Source organism: Pedobacter sp. 05T44 (genome assembly GCF_056395985.1).
Window position 1 is genome coordinate 169,668 of record NZ_JBFTKO010000008.1, and the last position, 21,837, is coordinate 191,504.

16 protein-coding genes are annotated in these 21,837 nt (G+C 38.9%); 3 read left to right on the forward strand and 13 right to left on the reverse strand.

All coding sequences use genetic code 11. The annotated features are described in order from the left end of the window. Nucleotides 1-4: 4 nt before the first annotated feature. The 6 genes from AC1DDK_RS14515 to AC1DDK_RS14540 form a co-directional block, all read right to left on the reverse strand. Nucleotides 5-892: a UbiA prenyltransferase family protein gene (locus AC1DDK_RS14515; RefSeq protein WP_172661701.1), complete on the reverse strand. Its 888-nt coding sequence runs from the start codon at nucleotides 890-892 to the stop codon at nucleotides 5-7. Nucleotides 893-915: 23 nt separating this feature from the next. After that, nucleotides 916-2,193 carry a metallophosphoesterase gene (locus AC1DDK_RS14520; RefSeq protein ID WP_288883610.1) on the reverse strand — a complete coding sequence of 426 codons (1,278 nt, stop codon included), beginning with the start codon at nucleotides 2,191-2,193 and terminating at the stop codon, nucleotides 916-918. Between the two features lie 22 nt (nucleotides 2,194-2,215). After that, on the reverse strand, nucleotides 2,216-3,715 hold the full coding sequence (locus tag AC1DDK_RS14525; protein WP_477633960.1) for a sigma 54-interacting transcriptional regulator: 1,500 nt from the start codon (nucleotides 3,713-3,715) through the stop codon (nucleotides 2,216-2,218). A gap of 31 nt (nucleotides 3,716-3,746) precedes the next feature. Beyond that, nucleotides 3,747-4,844: a vWA domain-containing protein gene (locus AC1DDK_RS14530; protein ID WP_048907737.1), complete on the reverse strand. Its 1,098-nt coding sequence runs from the start codon at nucleotides 4,842-4,844 to the stop codon at nucleotides 3,747-3,749. A gap of 96 nt (nucleotides 4,845-4,940) precedes the next feature. Next, the gene (locus tag AC1DDK_RS14535; protein ID WP_172661698.1) at nucleotides 4,941-5,822 is read right to left on the reverse strand and encodes a cupin-like domain-containing protein; all 882 of its coding nucleotides are present in this window, start codon (nucleotides 5,820-5,822) and stop codon (nucleotides 4,941-4,943) included. A gap of 152 nt (nucleotides 5,823-5,974) precedes the next feature. After that, nucleotides 5,975-6,856, reverse strand: coding sequence for a cupin-like domain-containing protein (locus tag AC1DDK_RS14540; protein WP_477633961.1), 882 nt, complete (start codon nucleotides 6,854-6,856; stop codon nucleotides 5,975-5,977). 288 nt (nucleotides 6,857-7,144) lie between these two features. On the opposite strand from AC1DDK_RS14540, the gene AC1DDK_RS14545 reads away from it, so the two are divergent. Together AC1DDK_RS14545 and AC1DDK_RS14550 are read left to right on the forward strand one after the other, a co-directional pair. After that, nucleotides 7,145-9,028, forward strand: coding sequence for a DUF1800 domain-containing protein (locus AC1DDK_RS14545; protein ID WP_288883606.1), 1,884 nt, complete (start codon nucleotides 7,145-7,147; stop codon nucleotides 9,026-9,028). Between the two features lie 19 nt (nucleotides 9,029-9,047). Next, complete coding sequence (locus AC1DDK_RS14550; protein ID WP_288883605.1) at nucleotides 9,048-10,313, forward strand: DUF1501 domain-containing protein; 1,266 nt, start codon at nucleotides 9,048-9,050, stop codon at nucleotides 10,311-10,313. Between the two features lie 40 nt (nucleotides 10,314-10,353). Here the strand turns inward: AC1DDK_RS14550 and AC1DDK_RS14555 are convergent, their stop codons facing one another. Next, entirely contained in the window at nucleotides 10,354-11,667 is a 1,314-nt protein-coding gene (locus AC1DDK_RS14555) for a DUF3472 domain-containing protein (protein WP_288883604.1), read from the reverse strand. Between the two features lie 148 nt (nucleotides 11,668-11,815). Between AC1DDK_RS14555 and lacZ the strand changes: the two genes are divergently transcribed. Continuing rightward, entirely contained in the window at nucleotides 11,816-14,974 is a 3,159-nt protein-coding gene (gene lacZ, locus AC1DDK_RS14560; RefSeq protein ID WP_337717315.1) for a beta-galactosidase, LacZ type, read from the forward strand. 121 nt (nucleotides 14,975-15,095) lie between these two features. On the opposite strand, the gene AC1DDK_RS14565 is transcribed toward lacZ, so the two are convergent. The 6 genes from AC1DDK_RS14565 to AC1DDK_RS14590 form a co-directional block, all read right to left on the reverse strand. Continuing rightward, nucleotides 15,096-15,881, reverse strand: a complete 786-nt coding sequence (locus tag AC1DDK_RS14565) for an SDR family oxidoreductase (RefSeq protein ID WP_172661692.1) — start codon at nucleotides 15,879-15,881, stop codon at nucleotides 15,096-15,098. 3 nt (nucleotides 15,882-15,884) lie between these two features. Beyond that, a complete protein-coding gene (hemW, locus tag AC1DDK_RS14570; RefSeq protein ID WP_288883901.1) occupies nucleotides 15,885-17,030 on the reverse strand; it encodes a radical SAM family heme chaperone HemW in 1,146 nt (381 codons plus the stop codon). Between the two features lie 59 nt (nucleotides 17,031-17,089). Further along, the gene (locus AC1DDK_RS14575) at nucleotides 17,090-18,298 is read right to left on the reverse strand and encodes a carboxypeptidase-like regulatory domain-containing protein (protein WP_288883900.1); all 1,209 of its coding nucleotides are present in this window, start codon (nucleotides 18,296-18,298) and stop codon (nucleotides 17,090-17,092) included. Nucleotides 18,299-18,374: 76 nt separating this feature from the next. After that, nucleotides 18,375-18,533: a hypothetical protein gene (locus AC1DDK_RS14580; protein WP_172661689.1), complete on the reverse strand. Its 159-nt coding sequence runs from the start codon at nucleotides 18,531-18,533 to the stop codon at nucleotides 18,375-18,377. A 45-nt stretch (nucleotides 18,534-18,578) separates the two neighbouring features. Next, on the reverse strand, nucleotides 18,579-19,775 hold the full coding sequence (locus AC1DDK_RS14585; RefSeq protein WP_288883899.1) for a site-2 protease family protein: 1,197 nt from the start codon (nucleotides 19,773-19,775) through the stop codon (nucleotides 18,579-18,581). After that, complete coding sequence (locus AC1DDK_RS14590) at nucleotides 19,765-21,708, reverse strand: prenyltransferase/squalene oxidase repeat-containing protein (protein ID WP_288883898.1); 1,944 nt, start codon at nucleotides 21,706-21,708, stop codon at nucleotides 19,765-19,767. Before AC1DDK_RS14590 ends, AC1DDK_RS14585 begins: the two co-directional genes overlap by 11 nt. Nucleotides 21,709-21,837: the final 129 nt, after the last annotated feature.

Sequence of the window (21,837 nt, forward strand, 5' to 3'; positions counted from 1 at the left end):
ATTTTTATAACTGCGTAATCCAGGTAACGAGTAGTAATGCGAGGTATTGTAGAACCATGGTTCCATCAAGATAGAAGAAATAGTAGTATTCATTCTTTTTGATATTGGATTTAAAGATCAGCCAGCCCGTTAAGATTATGGTTAGGGTAAGGGCAACGATGTCTCCTACTGTTGCCTGTCTGAATAGAATTAACAGCAAGACATAGAGGCCGAGTAAAAATTGGCAGAAGACGTAAGCTTTTTTTTCTCCAAGCATTACAGGGATTGTTTTAAGTGCATACAGCTTATCTTGAAACAAATCTCTGATGTCAAAGGGAACAGTAATGGCCGCAATAAATAAAAAGCGTTTGGCTACAAGTAAGAGGGTTTCGGCCGAGGAGATATTGATCTGATAGCTGCGTTCAAGTTCAACTATTGGTAGCAATACACTGCTTATAGACCAAACAAGAGCGATCAGAAATAGCTTAATTCCCGGGATATTTCTTAAACCGATTTGCTGCTTATTTAGTGTTAGGAAAGGTACATTGTAGCCAACAGCCATTAATCCGGTAAATACCATCAGCAGTTTAGATTCCAAGCTTAAATACCATAAGCCGAGTGGAATTAAACACAAAATACAAATCAGTGTAATTGAAATGATTAGGCGATGATGTGAAAATATCCATCTAACTCTAATGTATGGTGAATTTCCTGGGTCTTTAGGCTTGGCCAATAACATACTAAAGTTGTAAAGACCTACTGTAGCAAAGAATAAGAATGCAAGTATATATTTATCTGCAGGAACATGTAAAAGATGATAGGTTACCAAGCCCTGGGCAACCGCACAAATACCTATAAACAGGTTGCTGAATAGCAGGAAATCAAGAATAGAAAGAAGTATTCTTTTAATCATTTGCAGAGAGGCGGTTAATTTAATTAGGCCCGCTTCAATTCAAATATCGTTATTTCCGGTAAAATTCCAACCCTTCCTGGATAACCTAGAAAGCCATAACCAACATTTACATAAAGTTGTTGATTTTGTTCTTTGTAAAGACCAGCCCATTCTTTGTATATGTATTGTATAGGGCTCCACTGATAATGTTCAGTTCTTACGCCAAACTGCATGCCATGAGTATGGCCACTAAACATAGCATCTATTTGTTGATATTTTTTCAAAACCTCTTGCCTCCAATGAGAAGGATCGTGAGATAGTAGTAGCTTTACAGGTAGATCATCTGTGTCTTTAGTTGCCAGGTCCATCCGGCCATACTTTGGAAAACGGCCCATTCCCCAATTTTCAATCCCTAATATTCCAATCTCCTCGCCATCTATCTTTAACCGGCGATGCTCATTCATCAGTAAATCCCAACCCATTACTTTATGGGTTTTAATTACATCCTGCAGGTTCTTAGCTTTAGCAGCTGATGGTGCGCCACCAAAATGATAATCGCCATAGTCATGATTTCCGAGTACGGAATACACTCCAAGGGGTGCTTTAACTTTACTGAACAGATCCTGATAGTCGCGCATCTCAGTGGCCATATCATTAACAAGATCTCCTGTGAAAAAGATAAAGTCAGGTTTTTCTGCCAGGAGCATTTCTACACCGCCCTGTACCGCCTTCTTATTATAAAAACTTCCAGAGTGGATATCCGAGATCTGACCAAATCTGATTCCTTCAAAAGCCTTTGGGAGGTTCGGGAGCACTAAAGTCCTCCTTTTTATCTTATAGTCGTAGGCGCCAGAGGAAATGCCCCAGGTAAGAGAGGTCAAGGGAATAGCAGCTGTGATTAATCCAGCTTTTATAATAAACGACGATCTGCTTATAGGTTCTCCAACCATAGTTTGGGGCTCTTTCTCAGTCAAAACTGCTGTGTTTTTTCTTTTGAAGAACCTGTTTATTTTAACAATTAATCTCCTTATGTCATCAATCAATAAAAACGGCAGCATTACTATTTTACAAACCAAGGTTAAAAAGAATGCCACAAGAATAACTGATCGAAGGCTTAAATATAAAGGTAAGTAAGAAGGAACATAAATCGCTGCAAACACGCCTATTACAAGAATACCGGTGTACGTCCACCAAATTATTGAAAACAGTTTTTTTGTAGTTGGCTTCCATTTTTTAAATACGGATAATATTGCCCGATAACAGTAGTAATCGAAAGCCAGAAGTAAAACAGATAAAATTATAAGTGCGGGTAGTCGTCCCATTTAAGTATTTTTATTAATAAGATTACCTGAAATTAATGTCATCGTCGTCGTCATCACCAAGTTCGGTGTTAAATAAGCTTTCAAACATATCTGAGAATCCGAATCCCCCTTCAAGATATTTTTTGTTTAACTGTGAATATTCCGCCAAACCATGCAGTACAAATTCCATTAACAATAAGGTTTGGTTTTCGCTTAGTTTAGGATGGAATTTTTTAACCAGATCATATAGGCCGTTAACCTCCCTAAGCTGCTTTTCGTACTTTGCCTGTGTAAGGGAGTCGGCTATATCTAGTGTATTTCCATCTGTGAACCATTCGGTTATGTTAGTGTATGGGTTAGCGGTTTTACTTTTTTTGGCTCTTTCCGGATCAGGGAAATAGCGAGCAAATAAACTTTTAATTGCTTTGCCGATGAGTGTATTCGCAACCTTTGCAGGTCCTTCCAATTCACCTTCGTAAACCAGTTCAATTTTTCCGGTTACTGCTGGAATAATGCCTACCAGGTCAGAAAGTCTTATGGATGTGCTTTTCTCTCCATTAATCAACATTCTTCGTTCTGCAGTACTAATGAGGTTCTCATAAGCGGTAATGGTTAACCTTGCTGAAACCCCCGACTTTTGATCAATAAACTCACTTTTTCTGGCCTCAAATGCAACTTGTTCTATCAGATCTTTAACCAGGCCATCTACTTCGATGTTCGCTTTTTGCTCTTCTGTTATTTTTGCTTCCTGGAAGGTTATCTTTCTGGAAATGTCAATGGTTTTAGGATAGTGGGTTAGGATTTGGCTTTCTATGCGGTCTTTCAGCGGCGTCACAATAGAGCCTCTATTGGTATAATCTTCCGGGTTTGCAGTAAAAACAAATTGTACATCTAATGGCAAGCGTAACTTGAAACCTCTTATCTGAATATCTTTTTCCTGTAGCATATTAAATAATGCCACCTGTATGCGCGMTTGCAAATCGGGCAGCTCATTAATTACAAAGATGCTTCTATGAGCTCTGGGTATTAAACCAAAATGAATTACCCGTTCGTCGTTGTACGTTAATTTTAAGGTAGCAGCTTTAATTGGATCAACATCTCCAATCAAATCGGCTACGGTTACATCGGGAGTAGCCAGTTTTTCAGTATATCTTTCGCTACGGTGCTGCCAGCTAACAGGGGTATTGTCGCCATGAATTAATATTTCATGCTTTGCGTACCATGAAATAGGGTTCAAAGGGTCATCAAAAATCTCACTTCCGCTTACGTATGGAATATACTCATCTAAAAGATTTACCATCAGCCTGGCAATACGTGTTTTTGCCTGACCGCGTAAACCCAACAATAAAATATTATGGCGCGAAAGAATAGCCGTTTGCAATTCCGGAATCACGGTTTCATCATATCCTAAAATGCCTTCAAATCCAGCATCCTTATTTTTAAGCTGAACAATCAGATTCTTACGAAGCTCGTCTTTTACAGATAATGATTTATAGCTTGAGGCCTTTAGTTGGCCAAGTGTTTTTATGTTGTTGTAATCCATGTCTTATCTTTTCGAATTGAGCGCTTAGAACTTATCTGACTGTTTTCCGTCTGTTCTTTATATAATCTTCAAATATGTATTCTCCAAGGCCGGTTAAGGAACTATAGAATGCTCTTCCTCCGTTGATCTGGGTAAATTCTCGTACAAACTGTTGCAGGTAAGGATCCTGGGCTATCATAAACGTGGTAATTGGGATATTTAGTCGTTTGCATTGAGCCGCCATATTTAAGGTTTTATTAACCACCTTTCTGTCAAGCCCCATACTGTTCTTGTAATATCTGCCGTTTTCTTTTAAACAAGTTGGTTTACCATCCGTAATCATGAAAATCTGTTTGTTATGGGTTTTACGACGGCGTAGTAAATCGGCTGCCAATTCCAATCCGGCAAAAGTATTTGTGTGGTAAGGCCCTACTTGTAAATAAGGCAAATCCTTAATTGATATAGGCCATGCATCATTGCCAAATACAACAATATCCAGCGTGTCTTTAGGATATCTGGTTTTAATTAGCTCTGCCAACGCCATAGCTACTTTTTTAGCGGGCGTTATCCTGTCTTCGCCATATAGAATCATAGAATGTGATATGTCTATCATCAGTACGGTCGATGTAAGGGTCTTATAGTCTTTTTCCTCTACCTCCAGATCTCGCTCTGTTAACGTAAAGTTAGCAATGCCGTGGTTTATTTGGGCATTCTGGATTGACGCGGTAATGTCTATCTGATCTAAACTGTCACCAAAAGTAAATTCTCTTCTGTCTGCATTTTTCTCTTCGCCAATGCCTGATATATTGGTGTTGTGGTTACCCTTTCCGGCTTTTTTTAACTGGCCGAATATCTCTTCAAGGGCAGATTTACGTATGGTTTGCTCTGTTTTGGCAGTTATGCTTAAGTCACCATTTGCCGGGTTCTCTTTCAAATAACCTTTTTCCTTAAGGTCATCAATAAAATCACCCATCCCATATTCGTTATTTGTGAACTTATATTTCTTGTCCAGCTCGTTCATCCAGGCCAATGCCTCCCCGGCATCGCCTGCAGTATAATTCAAAAGCTGGGTGAAAAGCTTAAGCAATTCATCAAAGCCACCTTTCGGTAAATCATCGGGTTGGAAATTAGAAAAATGGAAACCTCTCATATATTCATTATAAACGAATTATCGAAGGTAAAAGTTTGAGGTGTTAATAATGTTATCCAGTTGTAAAAATACCTCAGGCAGAGAAGTTTCGGCAGCCTATTTAGGGCTGCCGTTTGCCAATGCTCTCTCAGCTCTTTTTATTGCCAGGCGTTCTCTCCACTTAGCGTAAGGAGCTTTAAATGCCATTTTTAAAATACTGTCAACACCTCCTTTAATAGCAAGGTTAAATACACTCTGGGCCTTTCTTGTAATTGACGCATCCCACGCTCTTAGGCTTAACGAAAAAGAGCCGTCAAGATATTTCATCCAATGCCACATACCGGTAGGCATAAACAGGGTATCACCGTGTTCAAGAAAAACTTCATAACCTTCAACCCCCTTAAGTGCTGGGAATTTCTCAAAATCAGGATTGGCTACGTCATAATCTTCTAATGCGTAGGTTGCATTAGGGATACAGTACAAGCGCTTCTTCCATTTATTATCAAAAAGGATAATGTGCTTTCTTCCACCGAAGTGGGTATGGAAAAGGTGAGGTAAATCTATATCGTAATGTAAAAAGGTAACCGAGTTCGATCCTCCAAAAAACATAGCGGGCATGCTTTCAATAAAGCCTCCCATTAAATCTTTAGGAATAACAATATCATTTACCAGGTTAGGAACATGTTTAAACAGATTAAAGAAAAAGATCCTCAGTTCTGTTGGTTTAGATTTAATAAGATCAAGATAATCCCCAAATCTCATCTCTGCTACAGATGCATTAATCGGTTTCGACGGATCAGCCTTAGAATTGTCCATCAAGCTAACTTTCAGATCTCCTCCTATTTCTTTTAAATAGTCGGTCGTCCATTTTTCTCTTGCCGGCCATGTTTTAGTCAGTCCTTTAATGATCAAAGGGCGTCTGGCATCTAAATAATTTTTTTTAAAATCAGCGGGGCTGATGCTCTCAACGGTATCTACCGGCTTTAAAATAAAACTCATAAGTTTTAATGATAAGATACGTGTTAACGGCGAAATGCCTGTTTACCGACCTTATTTAAAACAAACTTAGATAAAAAAATCCTTCTCTTCATAAGGTCATTCTTAATTTATTTCATAGCTACTATTTCAAATAAATTAAGATTAGATCATTATTAACAGGGTTGCTGACTGACGAGCGCTCTGTTTGCTCGTTTGATAGCCAGTTTCTCTTTCCAGGTCATGTACTTTTCTTTGAAATTAGCTTTCATAAAATCATCAAACTTACGCTGAAKGGTAAGATTATATAAACTTTTTACTTTTACCGCTAATGATTTATCCCAGGCCCTTAGGCTAATAGAAAAAGACCCATCAAGATATTTCATCCAATGCCAGTAACCCGTAGGCATAAATAAAGTGTCGCCATGCTCCAGAAATGCTTCAACTCCTTTAACACCTTGCAGTGCCGGAAATTTATTAAAGTCTGGCTTTTCAACATCATAATCCTCTAATGCATAAGTAGCATATGGAATTTGATAAAGGCGCTCTTTCCATTTGTTTTCAAAAAGGATCACATGTTTGCGACCGTTAAAATGGGTATGAAAAATATGAGCAAGGTCTATATCATAATGCAAAAAAGTAACGGAACCTTTTCCACCAAAAAACATGTTTGGGTAGCTGTCCAGGAAACCGCCCATCAATTCTTTCGGTGCACGATAGTCATCCAGTAGTTTAGGTGCTTGTTTAATGGGGTCAAACAAAAAAATGCGGAGGTCGGTAGGTGTGTTTCTAATTAATTCTACATAATCTGCGAACTTCATTTCAGCTGCTGAAGCATTAATCGGTTTTGAAGGATCAGCTTTAGAGCTGTCATATAAGGGAACAGTTCTATCGCCGACAACAGATTTCATGTAGTCTAAATTCCACTTGTCGTATGCAGGCCATGTCTTCGACATGTTTTTTATAATGAGCGGTTTGCGGGCGTTCAAGTAGTTCTTTTCGAATTCCTCTTTGGAAATATCATTAACGATATCGATTGGTGATAAGTCAAACTTCATGTTAATTCAATATTAAGATAAAGCAAAATTATAGAAAAACGATAGTGAAGGGAATTGCAGATATCAAAAATTGAAAATCCCTGACAAAACAAAAAAGCCGATGCTTTTTAATTACATCGGCCATATTGATCACCACCCGAAAGTCTTACTTCAATGAAATTTTCAACGCTTATAAGTATATATACGTTCAAATCTTAATGACGGATTTCTCTATTCATAATAAGTTATATGCTGATTAATCTTTTTGACGTTTTAATTGTCATACCAACATAATCCAACAAAACAACTATGAAAACAGCCATTAAGATCCCCTTCTCTTTTGTATTTGTTTTGTTTTTTATTACCCTATGCTCTTTTTTTCAAAAGGAATCAGTTACTGTAAAATTGAAATTCCCTTACAAGCAAGCAGGACTAAGTGAGCGACAGGCAGCCGAACACATGCTAAGCAGATTTACTTACGGCCCCAAGGCTGGAGACGTAGATCGTGTTCTGAAAATAGGTTTAGAGAAATGGTTTATACAACAGCTGGAAGGCAGCTTACAAGATGAAGAGCTGGATAAAATGTTGGCCCAATTTGATGATATCAATTTAAGTAATACTGATGTAGAAAATAAATATCCCAGATCTGCAAGAGTATTGCGTATGGCCATTAAAGATGGAGCTATAGATAAAGATTCGGTAAATAAAGGAAATCAGGCAGCGTATAAAAAGCAGATTAAAGAGTATATGGAAATGAATGGACTAAAGCCCCAACAAGAGCTATATCGTCAGTTTATTAACCAGAAAATTTTAAGAGCTGCTTATACGAATAATCAATTACGGGAGTTACTTACCGATTTCTGGTTCAATCACTTTAATGTCTCTTTGACCAAAAACCAATGCGCTTCTTTTGTTCCTGCTTTTGAACGGGATGTGATCAGACCCAATGTAACTGGTAAGTTTAACGATTTGCTGCTGGCTACGGCTAAGTCTCCTGCAATGCTTATCTATTTAGATAATTTTAGTAGCAGCGGGCAACCTGCAGCTGTCAGAAATGATTCTGTACAAACAAAAGGTGGCAATAAGAATAGGAAAGCACAGGTTAAAAAGAAACAAGGGGGATTAAACGAAAATTATGCCCGTGAGGTAATGGAATTACATACACTTGGTGTGGATGGGGGGTATGACCAGAACGATGTAACGCAGGCGGCAAGGGTATTAACGGGCTGGACTATCGCTCCAATGGGCGAAGATGGATATGGTGCAGGAATGAAAAAGCTGATGGATAATGTTGGGGAAACTAATCTTGAAAAAAGAGGGTTTGTGCATCAGGGAGATTTCTTATTTGTGCCCACCTGGCATGATAATGGAGAGAAAACAGTGCTTGGCAAACGATTCTCTGCCAATGGTGGGTATGAGGAAGGTGTAACTTTACTAACCATGCTTGCCCATCATCCTTCTACGGCAAAATTCATTTCAAAAAAGATTGCAACAAGATTTGTAAGCGATCAACCGTCTCCACGGCTTATAGATAGAATGGCAAAAACATTTATTAAAACAGACGGAGATATAAAACAGGTAATGATCACCATGGTTTCTTCTCCCGAATTCTGGAAGGTTGATGCTTTAAGGGAAAAAACAAAGTCGCCTTTTGAACTTGCCATTAGCGCAGTACGGAGTTTAGATGCTCAAATTACACAACCATATCAGTTGTTTAGCTGGATCAACAAAATGGGACAAAAGATGTACTATTATCAGGCTCCAACAGGATTCCCAGATAGGGGTCAATATTGGATTAATACCGGAGCATTATTAAACCGAATGAATTTTGGTTTGGCACTTGCTTCTCAGCGCATCCCAGGAATAAAGGTTGACCTGGCGGCTTTAAACAATAATCATGAACCCGAGAGTGCTGAGGCAGCTTTAACAACATACAGCAAGATCATTATGCCCGAACGTAATCTTGACGCTACCATAAAGAGATTGAAACCTATGCTTAAGGATCCCGATTTAAATAAAAAAGTAGAAATAGCTGCTGAGAAAAACACGCCCGTAGCATCGAATATTGACAACACCGAAGTTATGGGAGGCGTTAAAAAGGGTAGAATAACTAAAAAAGAAGATGTGAAGAATTCAGAATTGGCTCAGGTAGTAGGTGTAATTCTTGGTTCTCCTGAATTCCAACGTAAATAGATTTAAATAAAAAACTATCATGACATCAAGAAGGGGATTTTTAAAAGCAGGAGGACTTGCCTTATTTGGAATAGGGATGGGTGGAGTACCAGGTTTTCTGGCCGATGCTGTTGCCGGGATAAAGCAACCAGGCCTTTTTGAAAGAAGGAAAATACTAGTTTGCATTTTTCAGCGGGGAGCTATGGATGGACTTATGGCGGTAACTCCTTTTACAGACGAATATTTAAGGACTGCGAGACCGTCTCTGTTTATGTCAGCTGCTAAAACTTCTGCAAATAAACCCTTGATAGATTTGGATGGCCGTTTTGGGTTACACCCTTCAATGGGCTCCTTTGAACAGGTATTTAGAGAAAAAAGAATGGGAATAGTACACGGAATAGGTTCTCCAAATAATACACGCTCTCATTTCGACGCACAGGATTATATGGAATCAGGTACGCCTTTTCAAAAAGGTACTGAAAGTGGGTGGCTAAACAGAGCCGTTGGCTTGCTTGGGCACGACGGAGTAACGCCCCTCAGAGGAGTGAGCTTAACTTCATCCTTACCAAGATCTTTTTATGGTGATAATCCCGCGGTAGCCATTAGCAACCTGCAAGATTTTAACATTCAAATGAGGGGTAATGTTAATGGAGCCAACATGGCTGCTAAAAGCTTTGAAGATCTTTACGATCAAACTTCCTCTGGTCTATTAAAAGAAACCGGGAAAGAGAGTTTTGAAGCCATAAAAATGCTTCAAAAAACAGATGTGAAAAATTATAAACCCACCAATGGAGTTATCTATCCTAATTCAGCCTTAGGAAATTCTTTGAAGCAGATTGCACAGCTAATCAAAATGAATGTAGGGATGGAAGTGGCATTTGCTGAATCGGGAGGATGGGATACTCACTTTAATCAGGGAAGAGAAACCGGAATTTTTGCAAGAAATGTAAATGATCTCAGTGAAAGTATTATGGCCTTTTGGACAGACATAGATACGCTGCAAGATGACGTAACGGTTATGACCATGACTGAGTTTGGCCGAACAGTAAAACAAAACGGAACCGGAGGGACAGATCATGGCAGGGCTTCCTGCAACTTTATTCTTGGAAATGGAGTAAAGGGAGGATTAGTACATGGTATAGTGAATCCTCTTGCAATTGAAAACCTTGAAGATGGAAGAGACCTTGCAGTTACTACAGATTTTAGAGCTGTGTTTAGTGAGGTTGCCGATAAGCATTTAAGAATTAATAATGATAAGGTGCTGTTCCCAGACTGGAGTGGCTCAAAAATAGGAGTGATGAGTTAATAAGGGTGTCCAAAACTTGATTTAAACACCCTTATAGGCCTTACGGCAGTTTTTTAAAATCAATTTCAGGATGTTCTTTTCCAGATGATTTTCTTTGTAAAGGAGTTTTTATTGGAGTGAAATCATTAAAAAAGCCACAATTCTTTAAAAAGAATGACGAATCTTCTGTTCCTCCTGCATAATCCTTCCTGTAATTCTCTCTTGCAGTGGCATCAGCTGTAAATGTTGCTGCGGTAACTTCATGCCAATTACCTTCAGAATCAATGGCCCATTGATTTTTATATTTTGCTTTGCGGGATTGATCGCCTGTTGATGGAGAGAAGTTTTCTAAGAAGGAATGGAGTCCTTTTAAATACTCTCCGGACTTTGGACGTTCAAAGCTGGCTACAAGTTGCCAGTTTCCTTTTTCCAAATCCTTAAAATAGGCGGTATATATCGTCGTTTTTTTGTCTTTATTAGGTTGTGCTCTTATTAAAAAAGCATAACTTTTTCCAGCTTTCCATGGATAAAACATATAGCTCTGACCGCCAGAACCCTCATTGCCGAATTCGCCTGTTTTTGTTGTGCTTCCTTTTTTAAGCAATACAACCTTCATGCTGTCTGGAATGGATTTAGGATCGTCAGTGGAGAATGGGCTCCAAATAGAAAATAAAACCCTACGCTCAGTTGGTGAATTTACCTGCATCCCGAAGTATCCTCCGCTAAAGCCATTCGACATAAAGTACGTACCTAATTTATCTTCACCTACCGGAACCTGAATTTCATTGTAAAACCATTCCGTATTGTTTTCTGCTTCAGCAGGGATTTTGTAACCCAAATGTACAGATGGGCCTCTGTGACCCCAATAAAAGTAATTGCCTTCATCGTTTTTAACGTAAGCAGCACCTTTTAAAAGCTCTTCGCTGCCACTTACAATTAAATCAGATACCTCTGCAAAAAAACCTCCTGTTTTAGAAAGTCCTTTTAGCTCTATCTTCACATATCCAGGCTGTTTAATGGTAATGCTTCCTATTTTAACTATAGCAGAGCCCAGATTACCTACTTCTTTCACAAGAGTCGTGCCCTCGGCAGTGAGACTTATTTTACTTTTCCCCTCCGGGACACTTAGTTTTAAAGAAATCTCTGCTTCTCCGGAAGATTCTGTTCTAAAATAGATGGTAATTACATCGCTAGCGGCAGACCAATTGGTTATACCTTCCTTTTTAATGCTGGCTGTCGAGTTTTCGTTTACCCATCCATTCCCGCCAAGCGGTATGGTAATGGTTTCAGGTTCTGCGCTATTTTGGGCTTTTGCTAGGCAAACTGTGCTAAGTAAAAACTGAAATGCAAGCAGAAACAGGGTGGTTCTTTTCATGTTCATTTATGTGTGGTTTGTGTTATAAATTAAATGTATGAAAACCATAATTAAAATGTTGAACTAAATTTAAGTCAAACGTTTGCGCTAATGTTTTAACCAAAATATAATTAGGTTCGAGGGTGGATAATACAATCTAAGAATACAAATGAGAACTTTTTTAACAACCCTATCTCTATTATTGGCTACCTCGGCTGTAATTGGACAGCAATTGCCGTCTGAACTGCAAACCCCCGAAGTAGTCTCAGTTAATAGAATGCCAATGCGAGCATCAGCTTTTGCTTTTGAAAACAAAAATCTGGCTTCTAAGAGAGAGAAAGAAAAATCCGATTACTTTTTAACCTTAAATGGCCAATGGAAATTTAATTGGGTACAGGACCCGCATAAGCGTCCGGATGATTTTTTTAAAACAGATTTCGACGATAGCAAATGGGATAATTTTAAAGTGCCTGCCAATTGGGAAACCAATGGATATGGCTTGCCTATCTATGTAAATCAGCCATACGAATTTGCCGGCCGTAAAAATACCGGCGCTAAAATGAATCCTCCTTTTGATATTCCAGTAGATAATAACCCGGTAGGGTCTTATCGTAAAAAATTTAGTCTGCCTCAAAATTGGGATGGCCGCCAGGTATTTATTCATCTCGGGGCTGTAAAATCCGCGTTTTATATATGGGTAAATGGTAAAAAAGTAGGCTATAGCGAAGACAGTAAACTTGCAGCAGAATTTGATATTACCAGGTATATAAAGCCCGGAGAAAACCTGGTTGCTTTGCAAGTGTACCGCTGGAGTGATGGAAGTTATTTGGAGTGCCAGGATATGTGGCGTATTTCGGGAATTGAGCGAGATGTTTATCTGTATGCTACACCAAAATTAGATGTAAGAGATTTTAAAGCAATTGCAACACTGGATAAATCATATAAAAATGGGGTTCTTTCATTTACTGCCGAAATAGACAATTACAGAATAGACAATAAAACCATGCACAGCAAGCCTGATAGCTTCGCTATAGAATTAGACTTGGTAGATTCTAAAGGTAAATCTGTTTACAAAGATGAAACAAAAGGGGTTAAAACAGCTCTTGGAAATTTTAAAAGTACGGTTAGCTTTAATACACAGGTAGAAAATGTTGCAGCATGGACTGCAGAAACACCAAATCTGTATACACTATTCATCACACTTAAAGATAAAAAAGGAGAAGTGCTGGAGGTTATTCCTCAGCGCATCGGTTTCCGCACTGTAGAACTGGTAAATAATAACTTTCTGGTAAATGGTAGGCGGGTATTCTTTAAAGGTGTTAATCGTCATGAGCATAATGCAACCCAAGGGCATACACTTACCCGTGCCGATATGAGAAAAGATATGGAGATGATGAAAAAGCTGAATGTAAACTCAGTTAGGCATTCTCATTATCCTCCTGATCCATATTGGATGGAGTTATGTGATGAATACGGTCTTTATGTTGTTGACGAAGCGAATATAGAATCTCATGGTCGCTATTACGATCTGGCATATACACTGGGTAATGATAAACAATGGAGAGCTCCTCATTTGGAGCGTATTAAAAGAATGTATGAACGCGATAAAAATCATTCGTCGGTAATCACATGGTCGCTTGGAAACGAAGCGGGAAATGGGGTTAATTTTTATGAGGGTTACGACTGGTTAAAGTCAAATGACATCAGGCCGGTACAATACGAACGCGCAGAAGAAGATTACAATACAGATATGATTGTGCCTCAGTATCCAGATCCGAATTGGCTTAAGGAATATGCTAACAGCAAACCAGACAGACCCCTTATTATGAGTGAATTTGCGCACATTATGGGCAACAGTTTGGGTAACTTTAAAGAATATTGGGACGTTATAGAAAGCCAGCCTAATTTACAGGGAGGCTTTATTTGGGAGTGGATAGATCAGGCAATTGATACGGTTAAAAATGGTAAACGCATTAATGCATATGGTGGAGATTTTCCATTAAGCGGTCCCGTTAATCAGGATTTTAGTGATAATGATTTTTGTGTAAAAGGTGTTGTTACCAATTACAGAGGAATGACACCAATGGCTGTTGAGGTAAAAAAGGTATATCAGTATATTAAAACAGCTTATAACGGGTCAAATAATATCAGCATCAATAATTCTTATTTCTTTAAAAACCTTGATAACGTTGGGCTGGCATGGGAACTTCTGGAAAATGGTAAGGCTATAGAGAAAGGTAATATAAGTGCTTTAAATATTGATCCAAGAACAGAAAAGGAGATCAGCTTACCAATTAAAACCAAGGTTAAGGAAGGAGCAGAATACTTTTTAAATATTTATTATAACCTTAAAAAGGAAGAACCGTTTTTACCGGCGGGATATAACATCGCAGCAGAACAATTTGCATGGAACGGTACAGCCCAACCTGTTAAAATAGCAACTGCTAATGGCAAGCTATTGATAGAAAAAGAATCAGGTAAAGCTATTGTAAAAGGCAAAGACTTTTCTGTAGCTTTTGATATGGCAGCGGGTACTATGAGCAGCTATAGTATTAAAGGGGTTCAAATGCTTGCCGAAGGACCAATCCCGGCATTCTGGCGTGCACCTACAGATAATGATATAGGTGCAGGTTTTAACAGTAGCTTAAGGAAGTGGCGCAATGCTTATACAGAAGGTAAACTAAGTATGGCGGATCTTAAACAAGATGGGGCGGGTGATGTGACTGTAACATTTACAAAAGAACTGGTAAATGGTGATGCTTCTGTAACGCAGACATTTACAGTAAGGGCAGATGGAGTGGTTAAAGTAGACAACAAGTTTACAGCCATTAAAGGAAAGTATCCGCTAATGCAGCGTATCGGTAATGATCTGCAATTAAGCAAAGAGTTTAGTAAAATAAATTTCTATGGCCGCGGCCCTGGAGAAACCTATTGGGATCGTAAAACAGGGTCCTCTATTGGCCTGTATAGTCAAACTGTTGATGAGCAGTATTTCCCATATGCGCGTCCACAGGAAAGCGGTAATAAAACAGATGTACGCTGGGTGAATTTTACAGATAAAAAAGGAAAAGGGTTAAGCTTTGGTATGGCCGATAGCTTATTGAGCTTCTCAGCACTTCCATATTCATTGGATGATCTTGACCCGGAAGAAGAGAAACAGCAGTATCATTCAGGCGAACTTGTTAAGCGCGATAAAATTTACATGCACATGGATTTGATCCAAAGTGGTGTACAAGGAATCGATAGCTGGGGTTCTATGCCTTTACAGGAATACAGAGTTCCTTTTGTAAAACATGAATATTCTTACTGGATAAACCCAATAAAATAACCAGAAAAAGGGAGCGTAAATTTACGCTCCCTTTTTTAGCTTCTATTCCCTTTGTTCTGATTTTGAAATGATTGCGCAAACGTTTGCAATTTTTATCATCTTGCAGATTGCTGGTGAAGTGTTAGGTAACTTTCGCAGTTCTAAGGTATTTAGAGAATCTTAAAGGGAACAATCTTTTAAACAAAACTCCCTTCACTTCTTTACCCCCAATGTACACTTCCTCCTTATTTAGTTTTACTGCCTGAACGATCTTCCTGGCACAATCTTCCGCTAACATACCATTTTCCTGTGCAGCATCCATGGTGCCCTGCGGTGTACCATTTGCCGTTAATGCATTAAGCGTAACATTCGTTTTAATAAAACCAGGACAGATAATTGTAATGTTTATCTTTTTGTCATACACTTCAGACCGAAGTGAATCAAAGTATCCATGCAATGCGTGTTTCGATGCTGAATAAGCAGAGCGCATCTTTGTGCCAAACTTTCCAACCAGGCTGCTTATGCAAACAATATTACCACCTCCATTTGCAATCATATTAAGCAGCACTGCTTTGCTTAGGATGGTTGTTCCCCAAAAGTTAACATTCATTAAACGTTGTTCAGTTTCGAGGTCGGTTTCCAGAGCCAATCCACGCTGACTAATTCCACCGCTATTGATCAGAATGTCGATATGACCATAAATACGAATAGCCTCTTCGGCTTTTCCGCTTAAGGTGGCTGTATTTTCAAGATCTAAGGACAATACATGAATGTTTACCGGATTCTTGCAGTTCGTTTTAACCCGAAATAACTCATCACGATTGCGTGAGGATATGATCAATCTTGCGCCTGCTTTATTATATTCATAAACCAAAGCTTCGCCAATTCCAGAGGATGCGCCGGTAATCCAAACAACTTTACTATTCATTACTTAATATTTAAGGTGATCATCTTCTGTTATAAACAATTCAGATGCGATATGATCTGCAAACAATTTCCCATCTAACGTTAAAACAAGCTGGTCACTCTGATTTTCTAACCACTTCTTTTCTATAAAAGGCTTTATATTTTTAATAGTGTCCGTTAAGAACACCTTGCCAAAATCAGACTCAATTTTAGTTAAACTTGTACCCCACATTGTCCTTAATGAGGTCATAATATATTCATTAAACCTATCGTAAAGACTAAGCTCTTCAATCGTTTCGGCGAGTTTTCCAGCTTGCAATTCGCTTAAGTAAGCTGTATTATTTGCGATATTAAGATATCGTGTTTTACCGCTAAAACCATGAGCAGATGGGCCTATCCCCAAATAAGGAATCCCGCGCCAGTAATTGGTGTTATGAACGGCGTACTTGTCTGGTTTGCTGAAGTTCGAAATCTCATAATGCTCAAAACCACCTTCTTTTAGTTTGTCAATAAGTGTAATAAATTGAGAAGCACTCTGTTCATCATTAACAGGCGTTTGTTTGCCTTTTTTTATTGCACTTGCAAGTGCAGTGCGTGGCTCAACAGTTAATGAATATGCCGAAATATGTGGTGTTTGGAATTCAATAGCTTTATTAATATTGCTTAGCCATTTGTTGTCTGTTAGTAAAGGATAGCCATAAATAAGGTCGATGCTCAGGTTTTCAAATCCTGCATCCTGACTGCGTTTTATGCAGGTTTCAGCTTCGCCTGCATTATGGGCCCTGTTCATCCATATCAGATCCTCATCAAAAAAAGATTGTATTCCTATGCTAAATCTATTAACGGGTAACTGCCTTAATTCGCTGATCTTTTTTGCATCAAGATCATCAGGGTTAGTCTCAATAGTGATCTCAGCATCCGATGAAACAGAGAAATGTTTAGTTATGGTATTAAATATTTTTTCAAAACCTTTTGATGGAAGTACTGATGGTGTTCCACCCCCAAAATAAATAGTACCGACCTGATCTGTTATCCTGGATTTTTTTCGAATAATTTCCTCGCATATGGCATCAGTCATCTCATCAATGTATTTTAAAGAGGTACTGAAATGAAAGTCGCAATAACTACAGGCTTTCTTACAAAAAGGAATATGGATATAAATGCCGGACATCTGGCAAAAATAAGGTATAAAAATGACTTGTGTACAATAGAGAGATTAATCTGGCACGATCAGCGAAGGTAATTACTAATTAGTTTACGACGTTCAAAAGAACTTATAATCTCGTTTTCCAGTGGAGTATGTGAGATCATAGTATTACCATCCCATTTCTCACTGTTGTATGGAATGTTCTTCATCAACCCCACATCGTCGGTCTTTGGTGTGATAGTCATGTATTTCTCTTTCGAAAGCGTATCATCATAATCGTACATTAAGATCTTTGCATCATAAAACAATTTCTTAGCCGTCACAAAACCAAATGCAGCTTTGCTGGTGAATTTAATATCAGCAAAATCAAGAACAGTAGCACCATCTGCAGTCTTTTTAAAGTTCACTATAGTATTTACTTCTGTGTCTTTTAATTTTAGTGGACCACTCAGGTCAAATGAAAAGTTAACGATCTTCCCGTCAAGTTTCAATACGTCGTAATTTTCAGTATCAATGAATATCTTTCCAACGAACATATTATCTGTCTTGTTAGTTTTAGGCGTGCACATAATCACAGCAATTTCATGCATATTACTTCCTGTTATATATTGGCTGATACGGCAATCATATAGAGAATCCGGTCTTTTCGTTACTGGTTTTCGTACCACATTACTTGGTAAATATCCCGTAGACATAAAGCTAAAGAAGCTAAAGTTTGTAAAGCTGATCATACTTTTCTCCAGATTAGCATACCTTGTTTGTAACGGTTGCCAGCCAGTCATGGCAAAACTCTGCCATTGGCCGTTAAATATAGCTTCCTGCATGCCGGTGTAGGTATCACCCTCCTTAGTGAACTGTCTGATGTATCCTTTGCCGTAATACTTCCTGGTAGCATGGGCATACACCTTTTCAAATGCTTTCCTGATCAGCTGGACTGCATTGTCTCTGCCAACCAACACCGTGTCAAGGCTGATGGATGCAGGACTAAGCACTATCGATAACTGTTGCGTGGGATCTGTCACCGTAATTTTTTGTGTTTGATAACCAACGTAAGATATGTTTAATGTAACAGGAAGGGCATCTGCATAAATCTCAAAACCGCCTTCATCATTACTTATGGTAGCATTTTGAGCCTGTTCATTGTAAATGCTTGCATTGGGCAAGGGCTGTTTATTAGTTGAATCTGCAACAGTTCCATGCAGTTTAATGCCTTGATTTGCCTGGGCAAAAAGTGCTGGCGTACAAAAAATAAAACTAAGGCAATAAAGAATAAGAATCTGATAAAATCGCATAGAGATAAAAATAAGAAATAAAAATAGGAGCAATGGTATTGCGCAATACCATGCTCCTATTGTAGGTTGTTAACCTCTAAAGGGTAACGGTAGCACTCGCTTCCCAGCCGTCATTGCTCGCTTTAGCAGAAAGACTCCACGCTGCAAACTCCATTCTCTCTTCAAGCTCTTCTACTTCGAACATTTTAACCAACTCTGGCTGATAGCTCTGTAATTCTTCGGTTGAATTTTTCATAATAGTAAATAATTAATAGGTAAACCGGATGAAATTAAATAGACATCAGTAAGCCACCCGGCCTAGCTTTGCTGACGTAACCCGCGAGTTTTTTAAAATAAAATGGTATAACATCCTMCCCACTAACCAATAAAAAATAAATACAAAAAGATATTCACTTTTCAAGTTGTTGAATGAAAGTTCCATTCTTATCATTTTCATAAACAGATCTAACAGGATAGCCGGAAAATGAATTATACTATCAAAGTGGCTTACAAGCATAAATCCCATATAAATCAGAATAAAAGCAGTGTTAGCCATACCGTAAATAATTAGCCATTTATCTGTTCGGCTAAACGCAGCCGGCAGATGTTTGCTGCGTGAGAAAACTGCTCCGAAAACGTCCTTCACCAGTTTGTTTGCCTTTGGCAGCAGATTTGGTGTATTGGTAATATCTGAAAATACCCAGTAACCATCCATACGCACAAAAGGATTCAGTTCGAACAATATTTTCAGATTGATGAGATAAAAGGCGGTTAGCAGGGTTTTGTTGCCTGTAAAATAAAAAATCAGAAACAGACAAACAGCATAAAGGAGTTCATTGGTTGCACCCGCCAGATTTACTATAATACGACGCTTTTTAGGCACCTGCCAAATGTTGGTTACATCTGAATACAACACAGGAAAAATAAGATAAAAGGCAAAACCGACCTCCCCGTGTTCCACGCCCGCTGCACGAGAGGCCGCGATGTGCCCAAGTTCGTGTATAAGCACCGAAGGATAAACCAAACAGGCGAGAAGTAACAGGTTGACATTTGTCCATTCGAAGGCCTGCTGCGACGGATAACTAATCAATATCCAGGCAACTACTCCCGCAAGTATACTGATCAACACGAAAAATAAACGTGGTGAATACAGGAAACGAAAGGGGGCCGACAAAGCTCCTGCTACCGAAGGTGAAAAAAATGGCACTTGCAGATGCAGGTATTTCCCCTTTTTCTGAACTTTACCATTTTCTTCTTCTGTTAGTATTTGAAAGCCGGACAGCTTTTCCTTTGTAAGCTGACGAAATGTTTCGGTACTCAGGTCTGTATTAAAATGCAGGTTAAAGGCCTGTACAGCTGCTTCATAATCATGATGTTTCTGAAGTAGCTGCACTAGCGTCGCGCTTGCCTGATTAAGCAGCATATGGCGGCCATCCATGGTTTTTAATACCCATCGGCTATTGTCTGTTTCTGAAAGAGAGAGGTCTTTAACTAGCATGGATCAGGGAATATTTTTGTTCGTACAAATGCAACGTATTTAATACTGTAGCCGTAGTGAAAACACGATTATGATCGTCTATTATTACATTCACGCCAAATGAGCTTTTACGCCATTGCTCAACAGTTTCTAACTGGATAACATTTGTTGCCGGAAGTAACAATACCCGGTTGGTGGGCCAGCTACCGTCGCCGGTTTGGTTTCTTAAAAGCCATTCTGCACCTTTCTGTATCTCTTCTGTATAGTGCTTATCGTTGAATTGTAGTAGTGCTTTCATGGCTAGCGCGGTATACAATGCACTGGGCTCATTTACGGCAGGATTATACCAGCAACCATCTGAGTTTTGTATATTACTTAACCAGCATGCCATCCTTGCCGCAGCATCTGCATATTTCTTTGTCTTACTAAGTGCCATTAGGCTAAATGAGGTGGCATAGATTGGACTTGTCCACCAGTACGATGAAATATATCCTTCATCGTGTTGTTGTTTGAGTAAATAACCAATTGTATCGTCATAAGCCTCATTGATTTCCATAAAAGATAATACACAGGCAGCTACAGCCGACACACAGTTATGAGGCATTAACCAACCTGCAACGCTTACACCTTTGTCTAAACCGAGCTTTTCCCGCAGCGATAATTCATTGTTATAAGTCGCCCACCCACCATTACTATGCATAAACGAGCGCCAGTTAACCACGGTCGCCTCCGGTACATTTACCCCCCTGTTATTTTGCATCCATATAAAAAAATTAATAGAGTCCGCGTCAGCGATGATATTTTCATTATACGCCGCTCCGGTTCGGGAAAGTAATTGTTCTGATGCTTTTGCTATCAATGCTTCGTTCCCGGGTATATCCGAAAGCTGCAGAACAACATAAGCTGTAATCCAATCTCTGCCAAAGCCGGCCGAGGTCAGAAAATCGCGCCAGTAACCATCCTCCTGTAAGGAGCCCGCCATAAAATCTATTCCTGCAGTGGTTGAGTGCTGTATTGTTCTGGCCTGTAAATGATCGGTGCTTTTTTTGGCCTTGTCCTTTGTTTTCTCAATAAGCAGACTTATCTCCCGTATCTGATTACGGCATCTTTCTTCTTTGCTTGTGATAAATGTCACAAGCCTGTGAAGCTGTGTTTTTGCAGCTATTGTTTTTGCAAGCCGAAAATGATCAATGGCATTCTCTAAATTTCTTACAGCTATGCCTGAAAGAAAGAGATAGCGGTATTTAGCGTCACTTGAAACCGCCGATAGATTATGCCCTTGATCTTTAATTGCTTCCTCAACCTGGCTGTGGGTATATGTCCATTGTTGTTCTATTCCGTCTTTTTTAAAATCGTCGAGATCATCAAGATATTGAAATCCGATATGCAAGTGCTGCAGACATTCTAACCAATCAGGAGTATGCTGAAAATCCTTAGGCATCAATCCATTCAATGCATAAACAATGGCATTACATACTGCAGACTTACCGGAAGCAATTTTTTTAAATACTGCTTCAGTAATTGCGGGTCTTTTTTGTGACCATTGTTTTTCTAACAAGGTGGTGTTGAAGTACTCTAGTTTGCAGGCTTCAAAGTACTGCCAGAACGGATTGCTATTCTCGTACAGCCTCCCCAGCTCTGCTGCTGATCTCTCGAAAAAACTAAAAAAAAGATAAAGATTTGTTTTCTTCTCTGTCGTTTCCGTCTGGCTATCAGTCATATGGTCATAAACCAATAGTGCCCTAAAATAAAGGTAGCTGGCGATGCCTAATTTTTCAAGTTTGGCTGCCGGTATATTAATATCATTTTTCCCATTCTCTGTAAGAAGGGGAATTAAGTTAAGATAAAAGCTATGCGAATGATATAAATCCGGAGAAGTAAGCGCTTCTTTCGTCGCATTTTCTAGGAAAAGCGTGTTCACATATTCACTAAACTGGTCAGTAGTTTTACTCATAATTTAACTCTTGACTTAAACGAAAATTGTAAAAACCAGTAATATTTATTTGGATTTTTACGCTCTAAAGTTTTAGAAATTAAATTTAATCAGTGAGATCTGTCTGGTCAATCACTGAAAACCAGTATT

Excerpts from the sequence above, each read along its gene's own strand:
- AC1DDK_RS14590 (WP_288883898.1), bottom strand. The coding sequence starts at position 21,708 with ATGAGTAAAACTACTGACCAGTTTAGTGAATATGTGAACACGCTTTTC.
- AC1DDK_RS14535 (WP_172661698.1), bottom strand. The coding sequence starts at position 5,822 with ATGAGTTTTATTTTAAAGCCGGTAGATACCGTTGAGAGCATCAGCCCC.
- AC1DDK_RS14555 (WP_288883604.1), bottom strand. The coding sequence starts at position 11,667 with ATGAAAAGAACCACCCTGTTTCTGCTTGCATTTCAGTTTTTACTTAGC.
- AC1DDK_RS14515 (WP_172661701.1), bottom strand. The coding sequence starts at position 892 with ATGATTAAAAGAATACTTCTTTCTATTCTTGATTTCCTGCTATTCAGC.
- AC1DDK_RS14565 (WP_172661692.1), bottom strand. The coding sequence starts at position 15,881 with ATGAATAGTAAAGTTGTTTGGATTACCGGCGCATCCTCTGGAATTGGC.
- hemW (WP_288883901.1), bottom strand. The coding sequence starts at position 17,030 with ATGTCCGGCATTTATATCCATATTCCTTTTTGTAAGAAAGCCTGTAGT.
- AC1DDK_RS14520 (WP_288883610.1), bottom strand. The coding sequence starts at position 2,193 with ATGGGACGACTACCCGCACTTATAATTTTATCTGTTTTACTTCTGGCT.
- AC1DDK_RS14530 (WP_048907737.1), bottom strand. The coding sequence starts at position 4,844 with ATGAGAGGTTTCCATTTTTCTAATTTCCAACCCGATGATTTACCGAAA.
- AC1DDK_RS14550 (WP_288883605.1), top strand. The coding sequence starts at position 9,048 with ATGACATCAAGAAGGGGATTTTTAAAAGCAGGAGGACTTGCCTTATTT.
- AC1DDK_RS14580 (WP_172661689.1), bottom strand. The coding sequence starts at position 18,533 with ATGAAAAATTCAACCGAAGAATTACAGAGCTATCAGCCAGAGTTGGTT.
- AC1DDK_RS14545 (WP_288883606.1), top strand. The coding sequence starts at position 7,145 with ATGAAAACAGCCATTAAGATCCCCTTCTCTTTTGTATTTGTTTTGTTT.
- lacZ (WP_337717315.1), top strand. The coding sequence starts at position 11,816 with ATGAGAACTTTTTTAACAACCCTATCTCTATTATTGGCTACCTCGGCT.
- AC1DDK_RS14575 (WP_288883900.1), bottom strand. The coding sequence starts at position 18,298 with ATGCGATTTTATCAGATTCTTATTCTTTATTGCCTTAGTTTTATTTTT.